Below are 18,661 nucleotides of genomic sequence, written 5' to 3' on the forward strand. Positions count from 1 at the left end.
CTCATCGGGCGGCCTCCGATTCCGCGTACCGGTCGGTCGGGTCGTGGTCGGCGGCGATGTCCAGGAAGACGTCCTCCAGGGTGGCGGGTCGGGCCGACAGGGAGGTCAGCCGGATGTTGCCCGCGCTGGCCCATTCGAGCAGCCGGGTGAGGTCGGTCTGGAGCTGGCGGGACTCGTAGCTGACCCGGTCGCCCTCGACCAGGCGGGCGGCGTGCGGCAGGTCGGGCAGCGCGTCCGTGGCCGGCGGCCGGAAGCTGATCCGGGCGGGCAGGGTTCGCACGACGTCCTCCGGTGCCCCGGTGGCGACGATGCTGCCACCCCGCATGATCGCCACCCGGTCGGCGAGGACCTCCGCCTCCTCCAGGTAGTGGGTGGTGAGCAGGATGGTGGTACCGCCCCGCTGGAGTTCCCGGACGACGTCCCAGGTACGGCGGCGGGAGGCCGGGTCCATGCCGGCGGTGGGCTCGTCGAGGAAGAGCACCTCCGGGCGGCCGAGCACGGCCAGCGCCAGCTCCAGCCGCCGGCCCTCGCCGCCGGAGAGCTGCTCGACCGCGACGTTCCTCCGGCCGCCGAGGTCCACCAGGTCCAGCACCTCCGCGGTGGTCTGCGGCCGGACGGTGAGGGACCGCCAGATCTCCACCGTCTCTCGGACGGTAAGCGCCCCGGTGAATCCGCCGTGCTGGAGCATCACCCCCGTCCGGGGGCGCAGCGCGTTCCGGTCCCGGACCGGGTCCAGCCCGAGCACCCGGACCCGGCCGGCGGTGGCCGGTTGCAGCCCCTCCAGCACCTCGATGGTGGTGGTCTTCCCGGCACCGTTGGTGCCCAGCAGCGCGAACAGCTCACCCCGGCGGATCCGCAGGGAGATGCCGCGCACCGCCTCGAACTCCCGGTAGCTGCGGCGCAGCCCGTTCACTTCGATCACGACGTCATCCATGCTGACCAGGTTGTCGTCGGCGGGCGACAGTTCCCACCCCCGTCGCATCATGTCCCGACCGTGTCGTTCGCATGCCCGACCCGTGTGTTTCCCACGGCAGGGGCATGCCGGTTCACGGCCAGGCGACTCGGGCCCAGAGGCGAGTCGGGTGCAGGCGGCTCAGGTCCAGGCGGCCGGGTCGGCGGCGAGGTCCCGGACCCGGTCCGGCAGCTTGCCGTTCGCCACGTCGGCGATGGTGACCAGCTCCAGGATCTCCCGCTCGCTGGCCCGCAGCGCGATCCAGACCTCCTGGAGGGCCCGCGCCGCGCCGGAGTAACCCAGGTCCTCCGGGCGCTGCCCCCGGATGTTGGCCAGCGGGCCGTCGATCACCCGGATGATCTCGGCCAGCGAGATCTCCGTCGCCGGGCGGGCCAGCCAGTAGCCGCCCTCGGGGCCGCGCTGGGCGTGCACGATGCCGCCCCGGCGCATCTGCAACAGGATGCTCTCCAGGAACTTCGGCGGGATGTCCTGGGCCCGGGCGATCTGCTCGGCGGTCAGCGGCACCGGCCGCCGGTGCGCCCCGGTCGCGGCGCCGTCACCGGCCGGGCCGGCGGAGCGGAGCCGGCCCCCGCCGGCCGGCCGCGGATCCGCCCCGCCCGCCTCCGCGCGTGCGGCGATTTCGGCAACCGCGCGCAGCGCGTAGTCGACCCGGGCGGAGAGACGCATGCCGGAAAGGTTATCCGGCCCGGTCAGGCGCCGACCCGGCGGAGCAGGCCTTCCTGCACCGCACTGGCGATCTGCCGGCCGTCGACGGTGAACATCCGGCCGGTGGCGAGCCCCCGCCCACCCGAGGCGGAGGGGCTCCAGCAGTCGTAGAGGAACCACTCGTCGGCCCGGAACCGGCGGTGGAACCAGAGCGCGTGGTCGAGGCTGGCCCCGACCAGGCCGCCTGGCCCCCACACCTCGCCGTGCACCGAGAGGACCGAGTCGAGCAGGGTCAGGTCGGAGGCGAAGGTGAGCGCGCAGGCGTGCAGCAGCGGGTCGTCGGGGAGCTTGCCGTCGATCCGCATCCAGACCCGCTGGTGCGGGTCGGCGGGCCGGTCACCGGGGCGTACCCAGCCGGGCTCGCCGACGTACCGGACGTCGATCGGGCGCGGGATCATCGCCCAGATGCCCAGCCGTTCCGGATAGCGGGCCAGCCGGTCGGACATGGTCGGCAGCTCCTCCGGCGGCGGCACGTCGACCGGGACCGGGGCGTGGTGGTCGAGCCCCTCCTCCTCGCGGTGGAAGGAGGCGGACATGAAGAAGATCGTCTTGCCGTGCTGGAGTGCGACGGAACGGCGTACCGAGAAGGAGCGGCCGTCCCGGATCTTCTCCACCTGGTATTCGATCGGCTCGGCCGGGTCGCCGGGCCGGACGAAGTAGCCGTGCAGGGAGTGCACGAACCGGGTGGGCTCGACCGTCCGGCCGGCCGCGACCAGGGCCTGGCCGGCGACCTGGCCGCCGTAGACCCGCTGCGGGCCGACCGGGGGACTCATCCCCCGGAAGGTCATCTCGTCGAGCTGGCGGAGATCGAGTACGTCCAGGAGCTGGTCGACCGCCGCCTGCCCGACGACCACCTCGCCGGGGCTGTCCGGGCTCACTGTCCGGTCCGAGCCACCGCCGCCGGGTCGACCAGCGAACCGAGCTGGTGCACCCGCAGCGTGTTGGTGGAGCCGGGGGTGCCGGACGGGGTACCGGCGACGATCACCACGTAGTCGCCGGGGTTGGCGTGGCTGAGCCCGATCAGCGCCTGGTCGACCTGCCGGAACATGTCGTCGGTGTGCTGCACGAACGGCATCAGGAAGGTCTGCACGCCCCAGGAGAGGGCGAGCAGGTCGCGGACCTCGGGTACCGGGGTGAAGGCGAGCAGCGGCAGGTCGCAGTGCAGCCGGGAGAGCCGCCGCACGGTGTCACCGGTCTGCGAGAACGCGACCAGCGCCTTGGCGCCGATCGCCTTGGCGATCTGCGAGGCGGCGACGGTGAGCGCCCCGCCGTGGGTACGCGGGTCGTGCTGGAGCCGGGGCACGCCGATCGACCCGGACTCCGTGGTGGTGACGATCTTGGCCATCGTGCTGACCGTGAGCACCGGGTATTTTCCGACGCTGGTCTCGCCGGAGAGCATCACCGCGTCCGCGCCGTCCAGCACCGCGTTGGCGACGTCGGACGCCTCGGCGCGGGTCGGCCGGGAATTCTCGATCATGGAGTCGAGCATCTGGGTGGCCACGATGACCGGCTTGGCGTTCTCCCGGCAGAGCTGCACGGCCCGCTTCTGCACCAGCGGCACCTGGTCGAGCGGCAGCTCGACACCGAGGTCGCCACGGGCCACCATGATGCCGTCGAAGGCGTTGACGATCGCCTCCAGGTGGGTCACCGCCTCGGGCTTCTCCACCTTCGCCATCACCGGCCGGTGCACCCCGACCTCGTGCATGATGTTGTGCGCCAGCTTGATGTCGTCGGGCGAGCGGACGAAGGACATCGCCACCATGTCGACCCCGAGCCCGAGCGCGAAGCGCAGGTCCTCGCTGTCCTTGTCCGACATCGCCGGCACGCTGACCGCGACGTTGGGCAGCGAGACGCCCTTGTTGTTGGAGACGGCGCCACCCTCGGTGACCAGTACCCGGATGTCGTTGCCCTGCACGTCGCTGACCTCGACGGCGACCCGGCCGTCGTCGATCAGCAGCCGGTCACCCGGCCGCACCTCGGCCGGCAGCTTCTCGTAGGTGCAGGAGACCCGGTCCCGGGTGCCCAGGACGACGTCCCCGGTGATCACCACGGAGTCGCCGGTCCGCCACTCGTGCGGGCCGTCGGCGAACCGGCCGAGCCGGATCTTGGGGCCCTGGAGATCGGCGAGGACCGCGACGGCCCGACCGGTGGTCCGGGCGGCCTCGCGGACCAGGTGGTAGACCTGCTCGTGGTCGGCATGGCTGCCGTGGCTGAAGTTGAGCCGGGCTACGTCCATGCCCGCCTCGACGAGCCCGCGGATGCGCTCCGGTGAGGAGGTCGCGGGACCAAGGGTGCAGACGATCTTCGCTCGGCGCGTTACGGCCATCAGGCTAGTCTCTCTCTCGGATCGGCCCGCCGGACCCTCGGGATGCCGAAGTCTTGACCAACGTCACGCGGCTGGTGGGTGACCGGCGGGTCGTCACACCGGGACGTCGTTGGCGGGCGTCAGCGACCGCGCGGCGCCGAGCCTACTCCCGCCGCGCCAGCGCCGTGCTCCCGGCCGGCGAAGGTCCGGGTCCGTGCGCGGGCGGCCAGCGGCGCCCGAGCAGAAAGTCTACGCCGCCGGCCGCCAGTTCACCGCGACGTGATCTTGCTGTTATCACCCCGATACCGTCCGGCCGGACAGTCGTGCTCGATGTAGTTGATCAAGATCCGGAACCGCCGGTGGCCCGGCCACCCGGCTCCCGGTCGGAACCGCCGACCGGGACATCCGGTCGGAACCCGCCGACCCGGACACCCCTGGTCGGAACCCGCCGACCGGACACCGCTGGTCGGAACCGCCGACCCGGACACCGCTGGTCGGGGCCGCCGACCGGGGAAGCCGGTCGGAACCCCGACCAGGACCGTCGGTCGGAACGCCGACGATCGGTCCCGGACCGCCCGGTCGACGCATCACCGTCCGAGTCGCACCGATCGTCGCGAGGAGCGCCATGGCACCGACCCCGCCCACCGACGCCGAACTCAACACCCTGATCCGGGCCCGACTGGCCAGCCTGGGCATCGACCTCGACCAGCTGCCACCCGGCACCACCGCCGACCCCGAGACCGGATCGCCCGGCCGGGACTCCGTACTCGCCTCGCTCCGCTCCTTCGTCCGGGGCACCGTGGCCGAACTGGCCGCCTACCAGTTGCCGGCCCCGGCCGGTACCGACCCGGCACTGGCCAAGGCGCTCTCCCAGCAGGCGGCCCCGATGCTCTACCCCTCGATCAGCACGGAATGGCGGCGGTGATGACAGTGAGCTTCGAACCGCAGGACCGGGCCGTCGACCGGCGCGCCTTCCTGGCCCGGGCCGCCGCGCTGGCCGCCGCCGGGGCGGTCGGCGGCGCCGTCGCGCTGCCCCAGGTGGCCGGCGCCTTCTCCCCCGGTGCCAGCGGCTCAACCGGTGCCACCTTCTCGCCCGGTGCCACCGGCCCGGCCGGGCACGGCGGCGGCTCCGGCCGGCCGGACCCGGCGCTGGACCGGCCGGAGGCGTACCGGCGGCCTCGCCCGGAGGCGCTGGCCGACCCGACCGAGCTGACCATCGCCGAGGCGGCCTGGCTGATCCGGGCCCGCCGACTCAGCCCGGAAGAACTGGTCGAGGCGTACCTGGCGCGGATCGGGGCGTACGACCGGACGTACCAGGCCTTCAATCTGGTACTCGCGGACGCGGCACTGGCCGCCGCCCGGGCCGCCGGCCGGCAGCGGCACTCCGGAGCCCTGCACGGCATCCCGTTGGCGATCAAGGACAACTACTACACCGCCGGGGTGCCGACCACCGCCAACTCGTACCTCTTCCAGGACTTCGTGCCGCCGTTCGACGCGACGGCGGTGGCCCGGCTCAAGGCGAGCGGCGCGATCGTGCTCGGCAAGACCCAGATGGGTCCGCTGGCCACCACCCGGGCCACCACCCCGGCCGGGATCGTCACCACGGTCAACGCCTGGACGCCGACCAACCCGGGCACCGACCCGGGCGGCTCGTCGACCGGTACCGCCACGGCGGTCGCCGGCCGACTCGCCACCGCCGGCACCGGGACCCAGACCGGCGGTTCGATCACCGCGCCGGCCAACGCGCAGAACCTGACCGGGCTCAAACCGACCATGGGCCGGGTCTCGCTGAACGGGATCATCCCGCTCAGCTACACCCGGGACCATCCCGGTCCGCTGGCCAGGGATGCCCGGGACGCCGCGATCATGCTGACCGCGATGACCGGTGAGGACCCGGCCGACCCGCGCAGCCAGGGCCTGCCGCCAGTGCCCCGACTGATCGAGGCCGCCACCCCGGTGTACGCCGGCAGGCGGGTCAAGCTGCGCTGGAAGACCCGGATCGGGGTACTCCCCAACTACGCCACCGGCACCTCGGCGACCGCGCTGGCCCGGCAGGCGTTCCTGGCCGAGCTGGCGAAGATCTCCGGGGTGACCCTGGTCGACGTGACCCTGCCGGAGGAGTGGGACCGGCTCGGCGGCAACACCTTCAACAACATCCGGCTGCCGGAACGCAGCGAGCCGTTCATGCCGTACCTCCGGACCGACCTGCGCGGCTTCGGAGTCTCGGTGACGAGCTGGTTGCAGGGGGCGCTGCTCGGCGGCAACGAGTTCCTCACCGGACAGCGGGCCAAGCTGGTCTTCCTGGAGCGGGTACTGGACCAGCTCTTCGACGCCTGCGACGTGGTGGTGCAGACCGGTCCGGTGCCGTTCGACATCCTCGGCCTGCCGGAGATCGGCTTCCCGATCGGCTTCACCTCGGCCGGGGTGCCGATCGGCACCATCCTCGGCGGCCTCCCGTACGGGGAGGAGCGGCTGCTCTCCGTCGTGGCCGCGTACCAGGAGGTCACCGACTGGCACTGGCGCCGGCCGGCGGATCCGCCGGCCGTGGCGGCGGACGCCCGCTCCGCCCGGGGCATCCTCGCGGCGCCGGAGCCGGACGAGTCCCGGGGCCGGCTCACCGCCGAGCAGGTGGCCGAGCTGACCCAGTAGCCGACGAGATCGCGTGGAGGGCCTCCGGCATCGCTGCCGGAGGCCCTCCACAGTGGTGGGACGGCGACCGCCCCCGTCTCGTTGAACGTTCTGGCAAGATCTGCCGGATGAGGAGACCGCTGTCGCTGCTCGTCGTCGCCGTGCTGACCGGAAGTGCTGCGCTGACCGGGCTCGCCGGTTGCGGGACTGCCACCGCGAGCGGCGAGACCGAGCAGTTCACCCAGGGCGGCGTCAGCATGGAGCCGGCGGTCAGGTCCGGACAGGTCATCACCGTCCGGAAGGTCGGGGATGGTTACCAGCCACGGCACGGCGACGTCGTCCTGTTCCAGCGCGACGGCGGTCGATGGGGTGACGGCACGGCACCGCTGCTCAAGCGGGTCGTGGCGGTCGGCGGCGAAACCATCGCCTGCTGCGACCCCGCCGGGAAGGTGACGATCGACGACAGGCCGCTGGACGAGCCGTACGTGGCCGACGACGCACCACTCGACATGCCGTCGAATCCGCAGGACTGCGGACCACGTCGGTTCGCCCCGGCCGAGGTGCCGACGGGCAGCGTTTTCGTCATGGGCGACAACCGCGCGAACTCGAACGACTCCCGGTGTGCCGGGCCGATCCCGACCTCGTCGATATCCGCCGTGATGGTCAGCTGACCGCCCTCGCCGAGACTACGGGGATGGCATGACGCACCAGCACCGTACGTTCCACAATCCTCCACCGGCACGGCCGGCCGACGTCCGGAACGCTCTCGATCGCGGAGACCTCGCGGGCGCCCTCGACGCCATGGTGGGATGCGCGTTGTACGGCGACGGCGACTGGAGGCAGTCGCAGCAGCTCTACCTGGCCCTGCTCGACCATGACGATCACCAGGTCCAGGCGCTCGCCGCCACCTGCCTCGGGCATCTCGCGAGGGTTCACCGTCGACTCGACGAGGATCGTGTCGTCGTCGCGTTGCGCCAGGCGCGCCGAAGGCCGCACGTCCGAGGGACCGTGACCGACGCGCTGGAGGACATCGAGTTGTTCCTGCACCCTCGGCGGGCACGCTGGCGTGGGCGGCTGTGGCGACTCGTCCGCCCCTGGACCTGGTTCTGACGCCGTCGGGGCGAACCGATTGACGGTTCAGCCGGCCAGAGCGGCGGGCGGTTCAGCCGGCCAGAGCGGCGGGCGGTTCAGCCGGCCAGAGCGGCCGGTGGACGGGGCGCGGCGGGTGTCCGGCGACGTCGGGGTCGTGCCCGCACCTGCTCACGGGGTCGACGGCGGGCCGGTGGTGCACCGGGGCGGCCTGGTGGCGGCGCTCTCCACCGTGATGTCGGACCACCCACTACTCTGGTAGCCCTCGGTAGCCATGATCATGTAGCCCATGGTGCTGCCGAGGTCCATGCCGACCCGGGCCCAGGCGTCGAAGTGCTCACCGGTGTTGATCGTCCCGCCGCTGCGCTTCTGCTGCCGGACGCTGAAGTACTGGTGGTACGGCGTGCTGCCCGGAGTACCGATCCGCTGTACCCGGTAGATGTCGTACGTGCCGTCGGCGCTGACGACGGCGCCCATCCGGGTACCGGTCGGCCGGTAGCTGCCCCAGTTCTCCAGGATGTAGTACTCGATGTACGGCTCCCTGGTGAAGCCGAGGAGCGCCAGGTAGGAATCGCCACCCGGGTGGAACGTGCCGCAGTAGTCGAAGGTCCGACGACCGCCGGTCGCCCAGCCCTTGCCGCCGAACCAGTTGTTCACGCCGCTCCACCGGGCGCTGTAGTGACCATGCGGGCCCAGGGTCAGGGCGGCATCGCCGGTGTCCTGCCAGAAGGCATAGAAGTAACCGTCGTGGGTGCCGGTCTGGTTGGTGGTGATGACCGGGCGGCTCAGGGTCGTGTCGGCGTGGGCGTGGGCGTCGGTGACCGTCATCGTCGCGGCGGCCAGCAGTACCGTGCCGCAGGCGGCGCCGACCAGCATCCTGATCCGGCCGCGCCGGCCGCTCGTCGAGCCGGCGCCGGGTGTCTTCCGCATGCCCGCACCTCCTGGGGATAGTCCGGTTCCTGGGGATAGTCCGGTTCCTGGCGGCAGTCCGGTTCCTGGGGGTGGTCCGGTGCTGCGTCCGACCGTTCGACGCCGCGCACCGGCATCGCGCGAACGTCCACCACGGGCACTCCACAATGACATCGATGTCTATCAATGCTGCGGCCTCAAGTGTCAGTTGAACTCCGACGACCTGTCAACGGGCCACGGAGCCGGCAGGCAGCACCAGCCCGGCCGGGGTGACGCCTTCCGGCGACGTCGCCGGTGTTTGATGGACCCGGTGTCCGGGCGGACCGCCGCCGCCGACAGGCTGTGGCCGCCGACAGGCTGTGCCAAGAAGCAGGCTGTGCCAAGAAAGGAAAACCGATGGCATCGGAACGAGTACTCGTGATCGGCCTCGACCCCGCCAGGATCCCGGGCTGGGATCCGGAGCCGGTCGTGGCGGCGATGGAGCGCGGTGCGGCCCGGTTCGGCGAGTACGGGATCGAAGCGGACTACTGCCTGGTGGTACCCGACGACGACGTCGAAGGAACGATCGTCGAGGCACTGACCCGCAGGGAGTACGCCTGCGTGGTGGTCGGTGGCGGCATCCGCAAGCACGAGCCGTTTCTCGAACTCTTCGAGAGGGTGGTCAACCTAGTGCGGCAGCACGCTCCAGGCGCGGCCATCGCGTTCAACAGAAGCCCCGAGGACACCGCCGACGCCGCACTCCGCTGGCTGCGGTAGTCCGGAAGGTCGCAACGGCCGACACGTCAGCACGAACACGGCGATGCAGGAGGCGTGGCCCGTCCGGTGTCGTCCCGACCTGGCGGACTTGACAGTCCTATAGCTACCGGTTATCTAATAGCGGTCTGTCGGTCGAAGGGGTGTGCCTGGGTGCAGGACGTGGTGCTGGCCATGCTGGCGAAGGAGCCGGCGTACGGGTACGACCTGCGCGGCCGGCTGCGTGACGCGCTCGGCCCGGTCGGCGACGCGATGAACGCCGGACAGATCTACGTGGTGCTGGCCCGCCTGGCCAAGGCCGGGCTGGTGACCTCGGAGCGGACCGAGGGTCTGCCGGACCGGCCCGACCGCCGGGTCTACGCGCTGACCCCGGCCGGACAGCAGCGGGTCACCGGCTGGCTGGCCGAGGTGAGCTGGCCGAAGCCGGACCTCACGGAGTTCCACCTGAAGCTGGTGGCCGCCTCGGCGGGCCGGCTGGCCGACCCCGTGGCGTTGATCGACGCGCAGCGGCGGGAGCTGTTACGCCGGCTGCGCGACACCCAGCGCGCGGTGCTGGACCGGTCGGTGGATCCGGTCGCCGGAGTACTGCTGGAGGGCGTCGTGCTGCGGCTGCGGGCCGACCTGGAGTGGCTGGAGGCATGCGAGCGGATGTGGGCCGAGCGTGACCGGACTGGGCGGAAGGCGGAGGCATGACCGGATCGACGGCGTTGCGGGCACGCGGGCTGACCAAACGGTACGGCTGGAACAACGCCCTGGTGCGCGCGGTCGACGACGTCGACCTGGAGGTGCCCGCCGGGCAGACGCTGGCGGTGATGGGGCCCAGCGGCTGTGGAAAGTCCACCCTGCTGCACCTGCTCGGCGGGCTGCAACGCCCCACCGGCGGAGAGGTGTGGCTGGCGGACCGCCGGCTCGACACGATGAGCGAACGGGCCCTGGCCCGGCTGCGCCGGGACAGCCTCGGGTTCGTCTTCCAGTCGTTCCACCTGATGGACGAGCTGACCGCGGTGGAGAACGTCGAGCTGGCCGCGCTGCTGGCCGGGCAGCCGCCCCGCCGGGCGCGTAGGCGGGCGCTGCACCTGCTCGACCGGATCGGGCTCGCCGACCGCGCCGGGCACCTGCCCTCGGCGCTCTCCGGCGGCCAGCGCCAGCGGGTCGCCATCGCCCGCGCCCTGAGCAACGAACCGCTGGTCGTACTCGCCGACGAACCCACCGGCAACCTGGACAGCGCCGCCACCCTGGAGGTGCTGCGGCTCTTCGAGGAGCTTCGCAGCACGGGACAGACGCTGGTGGTGGTCACCCACGACGCCCGGATCGCCGCGGTCGCCGACCGGGTGATATCGATGCGCGACGGGGCGTTCGCCGACGACAGCCTGTTCGCCACCGCCACCGCCACCGCCACTGTCAGCACCAGCGCCAGCAGTGGCACCGGCAGCGGCAGCGGCAGCGGCACGGTCTACGGCGGGTGGCGCTGAGGTGGTCGGCCGCCTGCTGCTCGTCTGCCGGCTGCTGGTCCGGGACCTGCGGCGGCGCCGGACCGAGACCGTCCTGCTCCTGGTCGCCATCACCGCCGCCACCGCCACGCTGACCCTCGGCCTCACCCTCACCGAGATCGCCGACCGGCCGTACGAGCAGACCCGGACCGCCACCGCCGGCCCGGACGTGATCGTCACACCCCGGACCACCGGCCAGGCCGCGTTGGACGAGCTGGCACCGATGACCAGCGCGGCCGGCGTCACCGACCACAGTGGCCCGTTCCCGATCGCGTACCTGACGATGACGGCCGGCGGCACGTCCGCGCACGCCGTCGTCGAGGGCCGGGACACCGCACCCGTGTCGGTCGACCGGCCCGCCGTGACCGACGGCACCTGGGTACGCCCCGGCGGTGTGGTCGTCGAGCGTGCCTTCGCCGACGCCCTCGGCATCCGCACCGGCGACACGGTCAGCGTCGACGGCCACCCGCTGCGGGTGACCGGCACGGCGGTCACCGCCGCGAGACCGACCTATCCGTACGCCGGGTGGCACTACCCGGGCAGCGTCCTGGTCGAGCGCGGCGGCCTGGTCTGGGTCGACCGCGGCGACCTGGCCACGCTCGCCGGCAACCGGCCGCTGTCGTACACCCTCAACCTCAGGCTCGCCGACCCGGCCGCCAGCACGGGGTACACCGTCGGCGACCAGCTCACCACCTGGCAGGCGATCGGCCACCTCAACGGTCGGCTGTACAGCGACGCGCAGAGGGCGCTGCTCGTCGGCAGTTGGCTGCTCAGCGGCCTTGCGCTGGCCGGCGTCGCCGGTATCGTCGCGGGCCGGATCATCGGGCAGCGCCGCCGGGTGGGACTGCTCAAGGCCGTCGGCGCCGGACCGGCCATGATCGCTGCCGTGCACCTCGCCGAGTACCTCGTGATCGGGCTCGCCGCCGCCGCCACCGGCCTGGCCGCGGGCTGGTTCGCGGCGCCGGTGCTGATCCGGCCCAGCGCCGGGCTCATCGGCTCCGTCCACGCCCAGCCACCCGCGCTGCGCACGATGATCGCCGTCACGGCCCTCGCCGTCGTGATCGCGGTGGCGGCCACCCTGGTACCGGTGCTGCGCGCCGCCGCCACCGACACCGTGCACGCCCTGGCCGACGCCGCCACGCCGCCGCAGCGCCGACGGTGGCGCATCTGGCTGTCGCGGCGGCTGCCCACCGCCCTGCTGATCGGGGTACGCATCAACGCGCGCCGCCCGCGCCGGGCCCGGCTGGTCACCGTGAACACCCTGATCACCACGACCGCACTCGTCGCCATGCTCACGGTCAACGCCCGGGTGGTGCGCTTCGACCTCGGCTACACGGAGCTGGTCAATCCCCGCTGGGAACGGGGCGAACGGGCCACCCTCCTGCTCACCGTCGTACTCTGCGTACTCGCGCTCATCAACGCCGTGGTGAGCACCTGGACCGCGGTCCTCGACGCCCGACAGCCGCTGGCCGTCGCCCGGACGCTCGGTGCGACGCCCGCGCAGGCGGGTGTGGGCCTGGCGGTGGCGCAACTGCTGCCCGCCGTACCCGGCGTCGCGGTGGGGATCCCGGCCGGCCTCGGGCTTGTCGTGTCCGTCAGCCTCGGCGAGGTCCAGTACCCGCCCGCTTCCTGGCTGCTCGGCGCCGCACTCGGGGTCCTGCTCGCCGTCGCCGCGCTCACCGCCATCCCCGCGATGACGGCCGCCCGGCGCCCGGTCGCGGAGAGTCTCCGGTCCGCACCGACCTGACGGGCGTAGACGGCGTCACCGACGACGATCAGTACAGCGGGGAGAAGTCCGGTCCGTCGGCCGTCGTCACCACCTCCCACCCGAAGGCGGCCAGGGTGATGTCCTGCCGGGCGCCGAACCTGCGCAACAGTCCGGCGACGTGGCCGTCGGGCAGGTCGTCCGCGACCGCCGCGAACTCCGTGGCCGGGGAGGCCCCGAGCTGCTGGGCCACGACCCACGGCAGGGCCAGGCCGACCATGACGTCCCGGTCGTCGTCGTCCCGCAGGCAACGGCCGAGTCCCGTTGCCAGCAGGGACCGTCGGAGCAGCGCCACCGACCGCTCCCGCAGCGCGGTCGTCGCGAGGCGGACACCGTATCGGCCGAGGGCCAGCGCGGTGGGGGGATCGAGGGAGGCGAGGAACCCCGGGTCGACGGGGCGGGGTGCCCGGGCCAGGACGGCCTGGGCAACCGCGTCGCGGTCGCCCGGGATTCTCGCCAGGTTCGGCCTCATGGCCACAGGGTGGGCACCCTGGTCAAGCCGCGCCCTCCAGCCGCTCGGCAGCGTCGCCGTCCAGCACGGCGGCCAGTGTCGCGATCAGGCCGGCAAGGCCGTCGCGGTCGGCGCTGCCGTCGCGGTCGGCGCTGCCGTCGCGGTCCGCGTTGCCGTCGTCGTGTGGTTCGTACTCGGCGAGGCACACTCCGGCGACGGTGAACCGCGCGGCGAGGCCGCGCACGGCGCTGTCGAGCTGTTGGAAGGTCAGGCCACCCGGCTCGGGCGTGCCGACGGCGTCGAACACCTCCGGGTCCAGCACGTCGAGATCGATGTGCAGGTAGACGGCCTCGGCACCGGTGGCGGCGACCTGGTCGATCAGGACGGTCGGGTCGGCCAGCCGTGCCGCCGCGACGTGTCGGATCCGGTGCTCGGCCACGAACTCCCGTTCACCGGGATCGAGCGCGCGTACGCCGGCCAGCACGACCTGGCTCGGCCGCAACGCCCTGGTCGGGGCCAGCTCGTGCGGGCCGTCGCCGAGCAGGGTCCGCAGAATCATGCCGTGGAACGCGCCGGACGGTGACGAGGCGGGGCTGTTCAGGTCGCCGTGTGCGTCGAACCAGACCACGGCGAGCCCGTCGCCGTACGCCGCCACGGCCGCCTCGATCGGGGCGAGGTCGACAGCGCAGTCCCCACCGACGGTCACGACCCCTCGCCCGTGCGCCAGGGCGTCGGCGTGGGCGGCGCGTACCGCGTCCAGGTTCGCCGAGAGCGTGTCGAGGGCGGCGACGCGGTCCCGGAGCCCGGCCGGTCGGCCGTCCGCGTCGACCCGGATCCGTTGCCCGGCGGGAAAGAACCCGGCCAGCACGGACGCGCCGTGCCGCAACCGGTACGCGCCAGGTGAACCCGATCCCTGCCATTGCGGTACTTCCAGGACGGTGACCGTCAACGTTCCACCCCTCTCTCGACATGCCTCCTCCATGGTGCTCCGGCTTTCTCCCATGGTGCTCCGGGGACCAGCCAACGGCCGGTCCCCGGAGTGTCGGCGGAGTGTCGGCGGACTAGGACCAGGTCAGCCCGGCCACGAACGCCTCGACCTCCTCCCGGGTGAAACTTCCGGTGATGAGCACCAGGACATTGCGACCGCCGGGAAGGTCGACGGTGAGGATGTCACCCGACACGCCCTGGACATCCCCGGTTCGCCAGTTCGCGGGATGACCCGCCACCTCGGCGTTCGGGGTTTCCCGGGACGGCTCCCCGCCACGGTCCCGGATGTCCAGTGTGGAGCCGTCGGCCCGGCGGTAGACCAGCCGACCGCCACTGGCGATGCCCTCGTCGGTCACGTTCGTGTCGCAGCGCGACAACGCCGCCGCAGGTGGCGGGGCAGGGGACGCGAACCGCACCGCACAGGAACTGACCCGGTCGAACCGGAGCCCGGCGGCCGCGGCGGCGAGCACCTCCTCGGTGGTCCCGTTGATGCCCCGGGCCGCGACCGAGACGCCGGGCACAGGTTCCCAGACGATCAACCGCTGCCTCGCGGCGACGTAGACCTCGGCCGGCTTGCCGTCGACGGTGACCGCACCCTGCCGGGTGAAGCCACGCTTCTGTTCGAGCGCCCAGGGACCGGCCCAGAAGTCCACCGCGATCGGGCTGCCGAGGCTGAGGTACTCCGAGCCGGCCGTACTGGCCCAGCCGGTGGCCGGGGCAGGGCCGCCGACCGATGACGCCGGCTGGAGGGCGGCCAGCACGGAGGGCTCGACCTCGACCGAGAGGTGCAGGAGCGTCGGATCGCTGCCGAGCACGCCCGGGTCCTCCAGAACCGTCGGTCTGCCCGCTACGGAGGGTGGCATCGGAACGCCTGCCAGCCCCTGCCCGTCCACCCCGGTCCCGCCGACGATCTCACCGGGCTGACCCGATGTCGGCCAGGCCAGCACCGAGCCACCGACCCCGACGCCGAGTACGGCCAGCACGGCGGATGCCACCGCCAGACGGCGATACCGACGCAGCACCCGGCCCCGGCTCGTCGACCGGCTCAGGAGGGATCCGACATCCACCAGACCGTCGGCCTGGACGGTCATGCTCCGACGCAGTTCGTCATCCATGCTCATCGTGTCCCTCCGAACTCGTTGGCCAACTCCCGCGCCCTCAGGTCACGGAGCTTGCCGAGTGCCCGCATCGCGTGGGTACGGACCGTGGGAAGGGAGCAGTCGAGAATCTCCGCGATCGCGCTGTCGTCAAGATCCTCGTAGTACCGCAGTACCAGTACGGCCCGTTGCCGATAGGGCAGGGTCAAGACCATCTGCCACAGGTGATCCCGTTCGACCACCATGGAATCCTCACCACCGACCACCTCCGGACGGGTCGGGGCGGCGTACGGCAGCTCCCGGTTCCTACCCAGCCGCCACCACGACCGGTTCGCGTTGACCAGCATCTGTCGTACGTACGCCTCCGGGCGACCGGTCGCGGAGATCCGCCGCCAGCGGACGTACGCCCGGGCCAGGACATCCTGGACCAGGTCCTCGGCCCGGTGCCGATCACCGGAGAGCAGCCGGGCAAGCCGGACCAGGCTGGCACCTCTCGTCGTCACGAACTCCTCGAACGTCACACGGGGCCTCCTCAATCGTTCGCGTCACCGGAAGCAACGCCGCGGACCCGCCGGTGTGTTGACACCGACCACGGAGACGACCGGCCGGCGCCGGAGCCCCGTCCGGAATCGCATACGCCGGATCACCACCTCGCAGCCGGACGGGTTCACCCGCCCGGCTGCGGTCGGTGGTCCAGCGGGATCGATGGTGGCGAGCAGCGATCCGGCCGCTCCGGGACGGACCGCCCGTCGGCAGTGCGCGGCTACGCGGCGGAGAGCTGCTGGGCCAGCCGCTCCATTCCGTCCTTGATCAGCCGCCCGTACTCGTCGTCGCCGAGCGCGCCGATCCCCGCCCGCGCATGCTCAAGGTGCTCGCGGGCCCGGTCGAGATCGCCGAGCCTGCGGTAGCACTCACCGAGGTTGAGGTGCAACGACGGATACAGGCCGGCCACCGGCAGCGGCACCCCCGCCGCCGTCACCCGGTCCTCGGTGAGCAGGTCGGCCGCTGCCAGCGCGCGCTGGTCCCAGACCAACTCCTGCCGGACGTCGTCCTGGACATCGGCCATCGAGTGGGCGAGGACGCAGACGTGCAGTGGATCGCCTTGTTCCCCACCGATCTCGTCCCAGATCTGCACGAACAGGTCGCGGGCCGCCTCGCGCTGGCCCTGATGGTGGTGCAACGCCACCGCTTCGCCGATCCGGACGAGTGTCGCATCGCTGATCATCGGCACTCCCGGATGGCTCGTCCCGCGACGGTGGCATGGATCGTACTTGCCCCCGACGTCCGCGGCACAGCCCGCACTGCGTGGAGTTCCGGTCCTACCCGTACGGCTCCCCGGCGATGCTCAGGTCGACCACGACGGCCGTACCGGTGCTCAGTGCTGCGCTTCCTCTTCCTCAGCGACCCGGATGATCGTCTTGCCCGGCGTACGGCGGTGGCGGGCGAAGGCGGACGCCGTCTCGGAGAGCGGTCGCACGGCACCGACGATGGGGTTGAGCCGTCCGGCCCGGAGGCGCTGGGCGAGATCGATCAGTTGGGCGCGATCGGGTTCGACGACGAAGAAGATCGCTCGCCCGTCCCTGGGCTGCACGGTCGGCGGCATGGCGACACTGACGACGACGCCGCCCGGGCGGACCAGTGCGGTCGATCGCTGGAGAATCTCGCCGCCGATGACGTCGAACACCACGTCCACCTCGCCGGCCTGCCGAAGGTCGTCGGCGTCCAGGTCGAGGAAGGTCTGCGCGCCGAGGCCGAGCGCGACCTCACGATCGTCGGCTCGACCGGTACCGACGACGTGCGCGCCCACCTCCCGGGCGAGTTGCACGGCGATCGAGCCGACGCCACCCGCAGCGCCGTGGATGAGGACGGTCTGTCCCGTCCTGAGCTGTCCGTGCTCGAAGAGTCCCTGCCAGGCGGTCAGTCCGGAGATGGGCAGCGCGGCGGCGACGGTGTGGTCGATGTCGGCCGCGAGCGGGGCGAGGTTGCGCGCCTCCACCGCGACGTACTCGGCCAGCGATCCGTTCCGGGCCCAGTCGGTCAGCCCGAAGACCCGCTGGCCCACGCTGAGGCCGGTGGTCCCGTAGCCGAGTTCGACCACCGTTCCGGAGAGTTCGTGCCCGGGGATGCTCGGCGTCCGGTCGCGGCCGGCCCGATCGGTCCAGGTCGCCGGCCAGTCGAGTTCGCCGGGCGTGAAGCCGGCGGCGTGTACCCGCACGATGACGTCGTTCTCCGCGGCGTGCGGGTAGGGCATGTCGGTCAGGGTGAGGCCGCTGACACCCGCGTCACGGTCTCGTACGGTGATCGCTCGCATCCTCGAATCCTTTCAAGAACATTCTTCGGTACGGGCCGGTTCTGCCGGACCCGCAGGAGGGTCCGCTCGTGGCACGGTGGCGGCTCCGCCGGCCCCAGGCTCGCGTTTCGGGTGCTGCCCGGTCAGCTCGGCCAGGCCGAGCCGAGGACGCGCTCGACCATTGTCGTGCGCTGGAAGCCGGGGACGAAGTGCTCGAGTACGTCGGAGTTCACGGTGCCGTTCGTGGTTTCGGGACGATTCCTGAGCCCGTCGGCGTACGTGCGCAGGAACTCGTGCTTGAAGTCCCCTCGCGGGTGTACGGCGAGGATTTCGTCCAGCTGATCGCGTGCTATTCCGTCCAGCCCGAACCCGAGAACGTCGGTCAGGACGCCGAATTGCGTGGTGGCGATCTCCGGGGACATCCGCTCGGGGATGCCCGGAGTGGTGTGCAGCGCGATCGCCGTCCAGACGGTCTCGGCGGCGGCCGCCGGGAATCCCCGTTCCAGGAGGAATTTGCGCGCATGGTCGGCGCCGTCGACCTCGAAGCGCTGCTCGACGTCGGAAAAGGGGGTCAGCAGGCCGCTGTCGTGGAAAATGGCCGCCAGGTAGAGCAGTTCCGGGTCCGGCTTCACGCCGAGCCGGTCGGCGTGGATCTGGCTGAAGAGGAAGACCCGCCGGGAGTGGTGGTAGATGAGCGGGCTGGTCGTCTGCTGGATGCGCCTGGTCGCCTCGGCGACAGCCGCCGTCTCGGGAATCTCCAGTCCCGCGATTACCTCTGGCATGATCCTGGCCTTTCGGAACTGTGTGGGCTGTGCATTGTTCGGTCGACTTCCATGCTGCCCAACGAGCGGGCTGCGGCGCCGCCTCCGTCCAGCCAGAAAGCCCTTGTATCCGGACAGCCGAGATCCCGGCGGTCCGCTCCGTCAGGGACCACCCTCAACCCCTGCGGTCGCGGTCGAGCGCCTGCGGTGCCATTTCGCGACGTCCGTCACACCTGGTGGTGTGCCATGCCGGCTGTCGGGTTCGCCGCGTCGCGTCGAAACCGGACACCGATTGCGTACGCGCATTTCGGAAGGCGGCTTGCGAGGGCTCCGCGTCGGTTACCCCCCGCCACGGGATCCCCGCCGTCGCCGTTGACGGTGTGTTACCAATGAACCGTGCCCGTGCCTCCTGCGTCGCCGATCCGACGGCCATCGTGGCACCGGGGTCCAGTCGGGTG

General features: G+C 72.0%; 20 protein-coding genes. 7 read left to right on the forward strand and 13 right to left on the reverse strand.

Going from position 1 to position 18,661, the window contains the following annotated elements:
* Window position 1: 1 nt before the first annotated feature.
* The 4 genes from C6361_RS27655 to pyk all read right to left on the reverse strand — a co-directional run bounded on the left by C6361_RS27655 (window position 2) and on the right by pyk (window position 4,004).
* Window positions 2-985, reverse strand: a complete 984-nt coding sequence (locus tag C6361_RS27655) for an ABC transporter ATP-binding protein (protein WP_234359046.1) — start codon at window positions 983-985, stop codon at window positions 2-4.
* 108 nt (window positions 986-1,093) lie between these two features.
* Window positions 1,094-1,639 (reverse strand): Rrf2 family transcriptional regulator, encoded by a 546-nt coding sequence (locus C6361_RS27660; protein WP_107261168.1) that lies wholly within the window; start codon window positions 1,637-1,639, stop codon window positions 1,094-1,096.
* Between the two features lie 23 nt (window positions 1,640-1,662).
* A complete protein-coding gene (locus tag C6361_RS27665) occupies window positions 1,663-2,556 on the reverse strand; it encodes an acyl-CoA thioesterase (RefSeq protein ID WP_369930591.1) in 894 nt (297 codons plus the stop codon).
* Window positions 2,553-4,004, reverse strand: a complete 1,452-nt coding sequence (pyk, locus tag C6361_RS27670; RefSeq protein WP_107261170.1) for a pyruvate kinase — start codon at window positions 4,002-4,004, stop codon at window positions 2,553-2,555. Before pyk ends, C6361_RS27665 begins: the two co-directional genes overlap by 4 nt.
* Before the next feature lie 604 nt (window positions 4,005-4,608).
* Here pyk and C6361_RS27675 point away from each other — a divergent pair.
* From C6361_RS27675 to lepB, 3 genes are all read left to right on the forward strand, one after another.
* Entirely contained in the window at window positions 4,609-4,908 is a 300-nt protein-coding gene (locus C6361_RS27675) for a hypothetical protein (protein ID WP_107261171.1), read from the forward strand.
* On the forward strand, window positions 4,908-6,632 hold the full coding sequence (locus C6361_RS27680; RefSeq protein WP_199853103.1) for an amidase: 1,725 nt from the start codon (window positions 4,908-4,910) through the stop codon (window positions 6,630-6,632). The genes C6361_RS27675 and C6361_RS27680 overlap by 1 nt, the downstream gene beginning before the upstream one ends.
* A 107-nt stretch (window positions 6,633-6,739) precedes the next feature.
* Window positions 6,740-7,282: a signal peptidase I gene (gene lepB, locus C6361_RS27685; RefSeq protein WP_107269490.1), complete on the forward strand. Its 543-nt coding sequence runs from the start codon at window positions 6,740-6,742 to the stop codon at window positions 7,280-7,282.
* On the opposite strand, the gene C6361_RS37200 is transcribed toward lepB, so the two are convergent.
* Together C6361_RS37200 and C6361_RS27695 are read right to left on the reverse strand one after the other, a co-directional pair.
* The gene (locus tag C6361_RS37200) at window positions 7,275-7,658 is read right to left on the reverse strand and encodes a hypothetical protein (protein WP_159079503.1); all 384 of its coding nucleotides are present in this window, start codon (window positions 7,656-7,658) and stop codon (window positions 7,275-7,277) included. The genes lepB and C6361_RS37200 overlap by 8 nt on opposite strands.
* Before the next feature lie 213 nt (window positions 7,659-7,871).
* Window positions 7,872-8,630: a glycoside hydrolase family 11 protein gene (locus C6361_RS27695; protein ID WP_199853104.1), complete on the reverse strand. Its 759-nt coding sequence runs from the start codon at window positions 8,628-8,630 to the stop codon at window positions 7,872-7,874.
* 375 nt (window positions 8,631-9,005) lie between these two features.
* On the opposite strand from C6361_RS27695, the gene C6361_RS27700 reads away from it, so the two are divergent.
* The 4 genes from C6361_RS27700 (at window position 9,006) to C6361_RS27715 (ending at window position 12,599) form a co-directional block, all read left to right on the forward strand.
* A complete protein-coding gene (locus C6361_RS27700; RefSeq protein ID WP_107261177.1) occupies window positions 9,006-9,365 on the forward strand; it encodes a hypothetical protein in 360 nt (119 codons plus the stop codon).
* 150 nt (window positions 9,366-9,515) lie between these two features.
* Entirely contained in the window at window positions 9,516-10,055 is a 540-nt protein-coding gene (locus tag C6361_RS27705; protein WP_107269492.1) for a PadR family transcriptional regulator, read from the forward strand.
* Window positions 10,052-10,834 (forward strand): ABC transporter ATP-binding protein, encoded by a 783-nt coding sequence (locus C6361_RS27710; RefSeq protein ID WP_107269493.1) that lies wholly within the window; start codon window positions 10,052-10,054, stop codon window positions 10,832-10,834. The genes C6361_RS27705 and C6361_RS27710 overlap by 4 nt, the downstream gene beginning before the upstream one ends.
* 1 nt (window position 10,835) lies before the next feature.
* A complete protein-coding gene (locus C6361_RS27715) occupies window positions 10,836-12,599 on the forward strand; it encodes an FtsX-like permease family protein (RefSeq protein ID WP_107269494.1) in 1,764 nt (587 codons plus the stop codon).
* A 28-nt stretch (window positions 12,600-12,627) separates the two neighbouring features.
* Here C6361_RS27715 and C6361_RS27720 read toward each other — a convergent pair whose 3' ends face one another.
* The 7 genes from C6361_RS27720 to C6361_RS27750 all read right to left on the reverse strand — a co-directional run bounded on the left by C6361_RS27720 (window position 12,628) and on the right by C6361_RS27750 (window position 18,224).
* Window positions 12,628-13,089, reverse strand: coding sequence for a hypothetical protein (locus tag C6361_RS27720; protein ID WP_107269495.1), 462 nt, complete (start codon window positions 13,087-13,089; stop codon window positions 12,628-12,630).
* A 22-nt stretch (window positions 13,090-13,111) separates the two neighbouring features.
* Window positions 13,112-14,017: an arginase family protein gene (locus C6361_RS27725; protein WP_234359047.1), complete on the reverse strand. Its 906-nt coding sequence runs from the start codon at window positions 14,015-14,017 to the stop codon at window positions 13,112-13,114.
* A gap of 112 nt (window positions 14,018-14,129) precedes the next feature.
* Window positions 14,130-15,176 (reverse strand): hypothetical protein, encoded by a 1,047-nt coding sequence (locus C6361_RS27730; RefSeq protein ID WP_159079504.1) that lies wholly within the window; start codon window positions 15,174-15,176, stop codon window positions 14,130-14,132.
* Window positions 15,173-15,673, reverse strand: a complete 501-nt coding sequence (locus C6361_RS27735; protein WP_107269498.1) for a SigE family RNA polymerase sigma factor — start codon at window positions 15,671-15,673, stop codon at window positions 15,173-15,175. The genes C6361_RS27730 and C6361_RS27735 overlap by 4 nt, the downstream gene beginning before the upstream one ends.
* A gap of 242 nt (window positions 15,674-15,915) precedes the next feature.
* Window positions 15,916-16,377 carry a tetratricopeptide repeat protein gene (locus C6361_RS27740; RefSeq protein WP_107271224.1) on the reverse strand — a complete coding sequence of 154 codons (462 nt, stop codon included), beginning with the start codon at window positions 16,375-16,377 and terminating at the stop codon, window positions 15,916-15,918.
* 150 nt (window positions 16,378-16,527) lie between these two features.
* Window positions 16,528-17,463, reverse strand: a complete 936-nt coding sequence (locus C6361_RS27745) for an NADP-dependent oxidoreductase (protein WP_107269499.1) — start codon at window positions 17,461-17,463, stop codon at window positions 16,528-16,530.
* A gap of 122 nt (window positions 17,464-17,585) precedes the next feature.
* Window positions 17,586-18,224 (reverse strand): HD domain-containing protein, encoded by a 639-nt coding sequence (locus tag C6361_RS27750; protein WP_107269500.1) that lies wholly within the window; start codon window positions 18,222-18,224, stop codon window positions 17,586-17,588.
* Between the last annotated feature and the right edge of the window lie 437 nt (window positions 18,225-18,661).

The organism is Plantactinospora sp. BC1 (assembly GCF_003030345.1).
In the GTDB taxonomy this organism is placed as follows: Bacteria; Actinomycetota; Actinomycetes; order Mycobacteriales; family Micromonosporaceae; genus Plantactinospora.

What these genes read in the sequence shown, in the direction of transcription:
- C6361_RS27680 (WP_199853103.1), top strand. Translation starts at nt 4,908, where the DNA reads ATGACAGTGAGCTTCGAACCGCAGGACCGGGCCGTCGACCGGCGCGCC.
- C6361_RS27660 (WP_107261168.1), bottom strand. Translation starts at nt 1,639, where the DNA reads ATGCGTCTCTCCGCCCGGGTCGACTACGCGCTGCGCGCGGTTGCCGAA.
- C6361_RS27740 (WP_107271224.1), bottom strand. Translation starts at nt 16,377, where the DNA reads ATGATCAGCGATGCGACACTCGTCCGGATCGGCGAAGCGGTGGCGTTG.
- C6361_RS27750 (WP_107269500.1), bottom strand. Translation starts at nt 18,224, where the DNA reads ATGCCAGAGGTAATCGCGGGACTGGAGATTCCCGAGACGGCGGCTGTC.
- C6361_RS27695 (WP_199853104.1), bottom strand. Translation starts at nt 8,630, where the DNA reads ATGCGGAAGACACCCGGCGCCGGCTCGACGAGCGGCCGGCGCGGCCGG.
- C6361_RS27675 (WP_107261171.1), top strand. Translation starts at nt 4,609, where the DNA reads ATGGCACCGACCCCGCCCACCGACGCCGAACTCAACACCCTGATCCGG.
- C6361_RS27655 (WP_234359046.1), bottom strand. Translation starts at nt 985, where the DNA reads ATGATGCGACGGGGGTGGGAACTGTCGCCCGCCGACGACAACCTGGTC.
- lepB (WP_107269490.1), top strand. Translation starts at nt 6,740, where the DNA reads ATGAGGAGACCGCTGTCGCTGCTCGTCGTCGCCGTGCTGACCGGAAGT.
- C6361_RS27720 (WP_107269495.1), bottom strand. Translation starts at nt 13,089, where the DNA reads ATGAGGCCGAACCTGGCGAGAATCCCGGGCGACCGCGACGCGGTTGCC.
- pyk (WP_107261170.1), bottom strand. Translation starts at nt 4,004, where the DNA reads ATGGCCGTAACGCGCCGAGCGAAGATCGTCTGCACCCTTGGTCCCGCG.
- C6361_RS27745 (WP_107269499.1), bottom strand. Translation starts at nt 17,463, where the DNA reads ATGCGAGCGATCACCGTACGAGACCGTGACGCGGGTGTCAGCGGCCTC.
- C6361_RS27700 (WP_107261177.1), top strand. Translation starts at nt 9,006, where the DNA reads ATGGCATCGGAACGAGTACTCGTGATCGGCCTCGACCCCGCCAGGATC.
- C6361_RS27730 (WP_159079504.1), bottom strand. Translation starts at nt 15,176, where the DNA reads ATGAGCATGGATGACGAACTGCGTCGGAGCATGACCGTCCAGGCCGAC.
- C6361_RS27710 (WP_107269493.1), top strand. Translation starts at nt 10,052, where the DNA reads ATGACCGGATCGACGGCGTTGCGGGCACGCGGGCTGACCAAACGGTAC.